Annotated in this window: 6 protein-coding genes; 1 reads left to right on the top strand and 5 read right to left on the bottom strand. The window is 46.9% G+C overall.

The features are described 5' to 3' along the window. The first annotated feature begins 389 nt into the window (after nucleotides 1-389). Nucleotides 390-857 carry an ankyrin repeat domain-containing protein gene (locus AK963_RS31795; protein WP_139117247.1) on the top strand — a complete coding sequence of 156 codons (468 nt, stop codon included), beginning with the start codon at nucleotides 390-392 and terminating at the stop codon, nucleotides 855-857. On the opposite strand, the gene AK963_RS04725 is transcribed toward AK963_RS31795, so the two are convergent. The 5 genes from AK963_RS04725 to AK963_RS04710 form a co-directional block, all read right to left on the bottom strand. Beyond that, entirely contained in the window at nucleotides 760-1,629 is an 870-nt protein-coding gene (locus tag AK963_RS04725) for a hypothetical protein (RefSeq protein WP_066014316.1), read from the bottom strand. The two genes, AK963_RS31795 and AK963_RS04725, sit on opposite strands and share 98 nt — an antisense overlap. A gap of 254 nt (nucleotides 1,630-1,883) precedes the next feature. After that, the gene (locus AK963_RS04720; RefSeq protein ID WP_066014315.1) at nucleotides 1,884-3,368 is read right to left on the bottom strand and encodes an MBL fold metallo-hydrolase; all 1,485 of its coding nucleotides are present in this window, start codon (nucleotides 3,366-3,368) and stop codon (nucleotides 1,884-1,886) included. 111 nt (nucleotides 3,369-3,479) lie between these two features. Further along, entirely contained in the window at nucleotides 3,480-4,112 is a 633-nt protein-coding gene (locus AK963_RS04715) for a DsbA family protein (protein WP_066014314.1), read from the bottom strand. Nucleotides 4,113-4,200: 88 nt separating this feature from the next. Continuing rightward, on the bottom strand, nucleotides 4,201-4,806 hold the full coding sequence (locus tag AK963_RS37020; protein ID WP_476588282.1) for an MMPL family transporter: 606 nt from the start codon (nucleotides 4,804-4,806) through the stop codon (nucleotides 4,201-4,203). Between the two features lie 23 nt (nucleotides 4,807-4,829). Further along, on the bottom strand, nucleotides 4,830-6,521 hold the full coding sequence (locus tag AK963_RS04710) for an efflux RND transporter permease subunit (RefSeq protein WP_238593639.1): 1,692 nt from the start codon (nucleotides 6,519-6,521) through the stop codon (nucleotides 4,830-4,832). Nucleotides 6,522-6,525 lie beyond the last annotated feature (4 nt).

Below are 6,525 nucleotides of genomic sequence, written 5' to 3'. Positions count from 1 at the left end.
ACTATGAAGATATTATCAATAAATGCTGTGAGGCATGGAATGAATTACTTTCTGAAGTTGGCCGATTGAAAAGTCTATGCTCCCGTTCATGGGCTGTTATTTCATAATTTAAAAATGGAATTGGTATAACAATTGATACTGACTCAAGCAGTGAAACCGAAAGCATTTTCCCTATAGAACAAGAGAATAAGAAAACAGGAACCCCACACTGGACAGAACTTCTTCATGCTGGTGATCTTAATGAATTTCAAAAACAGATCGAAACAACTCCTGCTCTATGGAATGCTGATTATGATGGTAACACACCCGCTCATCTGATTGCAGTCACTGGTTTTGGGCAGTGTATTAGAGTTAAGCGACTCCAAAAAAAACTAGGATCCGATGACTCAATGCCTCGGCATAAATCAAATCAGCTGTTAAACACGTTTTTTTCATTTGCTAAAAAGCTAGATCTTCCACTCTTTCAGAAAAACAGGAGCGGTGATACTCCTTTACATCTTGCCATTGAAAATGCCCAAACAGAGGTTGCCATGACCTTAATCTTATATGCAAGAAAAGAAGAACTTACAATTACCAATAGAACTGGACAAATGGCCATTCATTTAGCTTTGGCGCACGAAGCAAGACCTATTGCCTTTTCAATCCTCTATAGAAACTCCAGCAAGGATATACTGTTAGAAGAGCAGGCTAAATGGATGGATACCATAATGCATACACCTGAAGCGATCTTAAATCGAAGGCATCAGCTTTCAAGTGATACTAAAGAGCAAACCGATAAACCAAAGACCCAATTAACATCTGCCTTCCATCAAAGCCTGCCTCCAAAACTCCCTGAAACTCATTTGAAAACTGAATAGTCGCCCCTAGTGTCGGGCTCCACGGATTATCCGCTTTAACATCCAGCTCCAACACCATAGGTTCCGATACGCCTGGCAGCTGCTGCTCTACGGTAATCCGCTGATCCAGCCAGAGATAGCTGACACCCGCCATCCAGGTTACTGGAAACCCTCCTATACGAGAGGTATAGCCAATACGGGGAGTCACCATAACCGCATTCACTCTGGATCGTACAACGTTCAGCTCAGCTCTTGAAGCATTGATATCCAAAGTGGTCACCCATGGTCCTTTGCCATAAACCAGAGTTGCACCAAGCCCCCAGTTAATACCATAATACTTTTGATACATGGTCATCGATGTGCTTAACTCCCCACCGGGGAAGTTGGGCGTTGGATCAAATACCGTAGTGCTGTCTACCAGTGTCTTCCCTTCCATATAACCCGCCATCAGGTAAACATTCATAAAAGGCAGCACCCAGGCATCCAGTCGGATATTCGAAACCTGACTGTCATCCTCGACCCGGTTAAAAGACAGATCTTTAATATATTCCCCTGCCCTCCCCCGAAAGGTCACACCACTGAGCTTACTATCCTGCTCCATGGACATGGTAGTAATGGAAAGCCCCCAGGTTTTTGGTATTTTGGTACCCTCAGGAACCCATCCACTGCCAAAAATCGGGCCATAGCCTTCAGAAGAATGAGCACCGGCCATCCCGGCATCATCGGCTACAACGGTATAACTTAAACAGATCAGCAAAAAGAAAACAGAGAAATGGCGGAGTACAGCTTCCATGGGAATAATTCCTGAACTTCGTTAATTATTATTGTTATCAGGTGCTTTAGGTTATTTGCGCCCTTACGCCTAGTCAGAAGCATTCTGGCTTGAGCTGAGAAAGGAACCCTACGTCAACAGAACCTAAACCCCTATTCACATGGTATTGAAAGGGCGCAGAGCCATCAATAACAAAAAAGGCTAAGCATCAGAAATTAAGCAGAAATTTAGAGAAAAAATCAGGCCAGCAACAAGCCAGCCTGATTCAGCAGACATTAACGACGGGCTTCAAGCTGCTTCTGGCGAGCCCTGGCCATCTGGTCAATATAGGTGAGCATTTCCTGAGTATTGGTAGCAGGATCAGAAACCCGCGCCCTGTATACGTCAATGGTCAATTGCTGTACTTCAGGATGATCAGAATCTGCCATCCAGGCCCAGTCAGCCATATGACTGGCCAGGGCCAGATCGGTTTTCATAACCTCACGAGCTCTGACCACTAACTGATCAACACCACCGGCCAGGCCAGCGATCTCGGCACCACGGGTGGCCCAGGGTGCTGGTGACCAGTCAGACGGGATATCATTCCACCATCCGGTGTACTGCTTGATCAGCATTTTGGAAATATCCTTGGCGCTGACGTATTTAACCTGAAGGGTTGGGTGATTAGCCAGTTCCTCAGGGAGTGCTATGCCATCAACAATCAGGTCTTTTCTTACGCCTTGGTTCAAACCATCCAGTGTTTGCTCAGTGATGGATTCAAGCGCTTCAGCCAGAACAACAAAGTTCTCCTGAATCTCGCCCCCTGTGGTAATACCGACACCATGGGATGGCAATAAAACCTCAGGCTTCAGTTCGGCCATTTCACGCATGGCTACCGCCCAATCCTCAACATAGCGCTGCCTGCGCTTACCATTGCCAACATTGGGCAGGAACCCCTGATAGAAGTCACCCACGGCAATCGCCTTACGCCCTGGAATCCAAACATAAAGATGGTCGTCTGTTTCACCACGATGATGCTGCAGAACAAACGCTTCACCACCAATGGTTAACTCAAGCCGATCCTTAAAGGTTCTGGTAGGCCAGACAATATCGTCCTTTTTAGCCGGCAACTCATCTACAGGCTGACTCATGTAGTTAGCCAGTGAGCCCCGCAACTTTATATAACGCTCAAAACGGGGAATGATGTTCTCATGGGCAATAATCTGGGCATTCGGGCTGTCTTCAACCAATGCGTAGGTGCCATAGGCATGATCGGTATGGCCATGGGTGATAATAATGGTATGAATAGGCTTATCACTGACGCTGCGAATTGCCTTGATCAACGCAGGACCAGCCGGTGCCATGCCGGTATCAATAACCACCAGCCCTTCGTCAGTCTCCAGCAGGATGGAGTTAACGATCGGCATATGAATAATCCACATGCGATCACCTGCCTGCTTAACTTCAGTCATCTCCAGCGCATCCTGAATCGCTGGCTCATAATTCTTGCCAAAAATATGCTGACCAATATTTTTGGAGAAATTCCCCCCAAAGCCACCACCCACCATGACACGTTGAATCAATTCCGGGTTTTCAATCAATACCCGCTCACGGATATCCCCGCTGAACCGATCAGCAACGGTACTCAGGGCCGACTGTTTGGCAACCTTGGCACTGCTACGCACCTGATCACCCAGCTCGGTATCACTGAGCATCACCCCCACACCGGTAAATACCAGTGCTGTTGCTGCATAGCCAATCAGGCTTTTTATTTTTGCCATGTTATTACCACTGTTTTTATTGTTTGGTCAGCATTAATCTCGTGTGATTAAAACCAGAGAACCACACAGCATCATCGTCTGATAAGACTACGAAAACCAGAATGCATTTGACTAACTCATCAGGTCTGATATGGACTTCAAAATGGCTTCCGGATTCTGGTAGTCAACAGGAATCTCATGAACACCTCCTGCAACCTCGAGAAAAAGATTGGGAAAGCTATTACCCCCAATACTTCGAGCAAATCCTATTTCCTCCATCAATAAAGCATCACACTCTGGCGATTTCATAAATTGCTCGAAGTGTTTTGAATTGATGCCTGTTTTTTCCGCACAGCCCAACAAGACTTCATTGTTAGATGGATTCTCTGCAAGAAGGTAATAAGCCTGTTGAATCGCAGTAATCATTGCCATCTCACAATCAACCACTGACAGCTCCCTGGCAGCAATTACTGCCCTGCAGGCCGGATAGGTAGAGCGTCGCGGAATATTCTTCGTCCAGAAGTCATAATTAAAACGCGTTCCCAGTAACTGTTCGATTTTCTGCCAGTAAGTTCGAATCTGATCCGTCATCTCAGCTGCCATTGGCTTATCCGAATCCGGAGCAAGGCCACCAGCAACCAGTCGAACCGTTAGTTCACCGGGTTGATAATCCTGCTGAATAGTGTTGTATACCGTTTGCCAGACAGGAGCAAAACCCCAGCACCAGCTGCACATGGGATCATGAACATAGATAAGTGTTGCCATAATGAATCTCCATTCAGTCCAAGCCAGCCAACTGAACACAATAAAGCCGGCAAAATGCCGGCTTTATTGTTAAGAGCAAAGACCTTTTTTAAACAGAAGCAGCTGGTGTCGCACTACTGATATTCCGCCCCTTCGCCTTGCTGCCCAACAGCAACCTTGCCAGGGCCGGCAACAGCCAGATTGCACCAATCATATTCCAGACAAACATAAAGGTCAGGAGAATACCCATATCCGCCTGGAACTTCAGTGGAGAGAAAATCCAGGTGCCCACACCAATCGCCAGCGTCACACCCGTAAAGGTTACTGCTTTACCGGTAATCTTCAGCGTTGAGTAATAGGCTTCTTCCAGAGACATGCCCTGCTTCAGGAAACTCTCTAAACGACTGTAGATATATATTCCATAATCCACACCAATACCAACTCCAAGGGCAATCACCGGAAGTGTTGCCACCTTCACACCAATTCCCAGGTAAGACATCAGCGCCTGACAGAGAACCGAAGTCAGCCCAAGAGGAATAATGATGCATAGAACCGCTTTCACTGAACGGAATGTAATCAGACAGAGAATGCTCACCACCGCATAGACCCAGAACAGCATTTTATTTTGCGCCTGAGCGATAACTTCGTTGGTAGCCGCTTCTACACCGGAATTACCACTGGCCATGACAAACCTGAAGTCTTCGGTATTATTGATAGCGGCGAAGGCTTTTGTTGCCTCTACGACACGCTCCAGCGTTTCTGCCTTGTGGTCATCAAGGAAAAGAATAACCGGAGCACTGGAACAGTAAACAGTCCTGCTGCACTCGCCACAGAGCTGTTCAACACATAAGGGTTACGGGAAAGGCTTTGCCATTTCATACTCCCCTCGTTCAGCCCTTTGATCACCTGCTTGGATACCGTTACCAGTGATAAGGCCGACTGAACACCCGGTACATTCTCCATATGCCACATGTACCGGTCGATCGCATCCATCACCGGATAGGTGGTACAGCCTTCAGGCTGAGTTTCCAGAAAGGTGATGAACAGATCAGCACTGGTGGAATAGTTACTGTTAATAAACAGATTATCCAGGTTATAGCGAGAGTCCGGGTGAAACTCCGGAGCACCAGGATCAAGGTCACCAATTTTCAAATCGGTTGCCTTATAAGCACCGGCGGCAAAGCCCAGCAGTGCAATCAGGATAGATACCGGCATCACCTTTGGGCTGGCCAGTTTTGCGACCACTTTCCAGACTTTCGCCTCTTCCTTCTGACTCTTTCTTGCATAGTCAACAGAACGCTTGCTGACTTTGATAAACGACATCAGAACAGGAAGCAGAACCAGATTGGTTAAAATAATGGTAGCAACCCCGACACTGGCGGTGATTGCCAGATCCTGAATCACCTGAATATCAATCACCAGCAAGGTAAGGAAACCAATGGCATCAGAAATCAGTGCCACCATACCGGGAATATACAGGGTTCTGAATGTTCGGCGTGCAGCGGTCAGCGAGTTGGCACCCTGAGCAGTTTCTACACTGATACTGTTAATAATCTGAACACCATGGCTCACACCGATGGCAAATACCAGGAAAGGGACCAGTACTGAGTAGAGGTCAAGGCCATAGCCAAGGGTAGCCAGCAGGCCCATCTGCCATACAACCGCAGTCACTGATGTCAACAGCGGAATAATGGTGCTTTTCAGGCAACGGGAATAGAGGAACAGCAGAATACTGGTAACACCAATGGCGATAATAAAGAACCAGACAATGGCTTTAACGCCTTCAAAGAGGTCACCAAAGACCTTGGCAATCCCGGTAATATGCAGATCAACACCTTTCTCTGCGTATTTGCTGCGCAGTTCTTCCAACTGATCAGAAAGATACTGGTAATCCAGATTTTCACCGGTTTCCGGATTTTTCTCAAACAGTGGTGCACTGACAATACTCGAGCCGAAATCATTGGCTATGATCTGCCCCACTTGACCAGACTTCAAGATATTTTCCCGCAGCAGATCCAGGCTGGCCCGGGTACCATCGTAATACTCAGGAATAACCGGTCCACCGGTAAACCCTTCTTCCGTCACTTCAATCCAGCGAACCGATGGCGTCCAGATGGACTTCATATTGGCTCGATCAACACCCGGAAGGTAAAAAACTTCATCATTAATCTGCTTAAGTAATTCCATATACTCAGCGGAAAAAATATCACCATCCCGGGCAGCGACAGCTATTCGAATGGTATTACCGGAGTTACCACCCTCTTCCATATGACGAAGCATATTCTGGATAAAAGGGTGTTGCAGCGGCACCATTTTCTGAAAACTGGCATCTACCCTCAGTCCAGTGACCAGCTTCCAGGTCAGAAACAGTGAAACCAACAGGAAAAACAGACAAACCCGCAGACGATTATTGAAAATCATCCGCTCCATTATT

Origin of the sequence: Endozoicomonas atrinae, assembly GCF_001647025.1 — a bacterium.
Lineage (GTDB): Bacteria > Pseudomonadota > Gammaproteobacteria > Pseudomonadales > Endozoicomonadaceae > Endozoicomonas > Endozoicomonas atrinae.
This window is presented reverse-complemented; position numbering and strand designations above follow the sequence as displayed.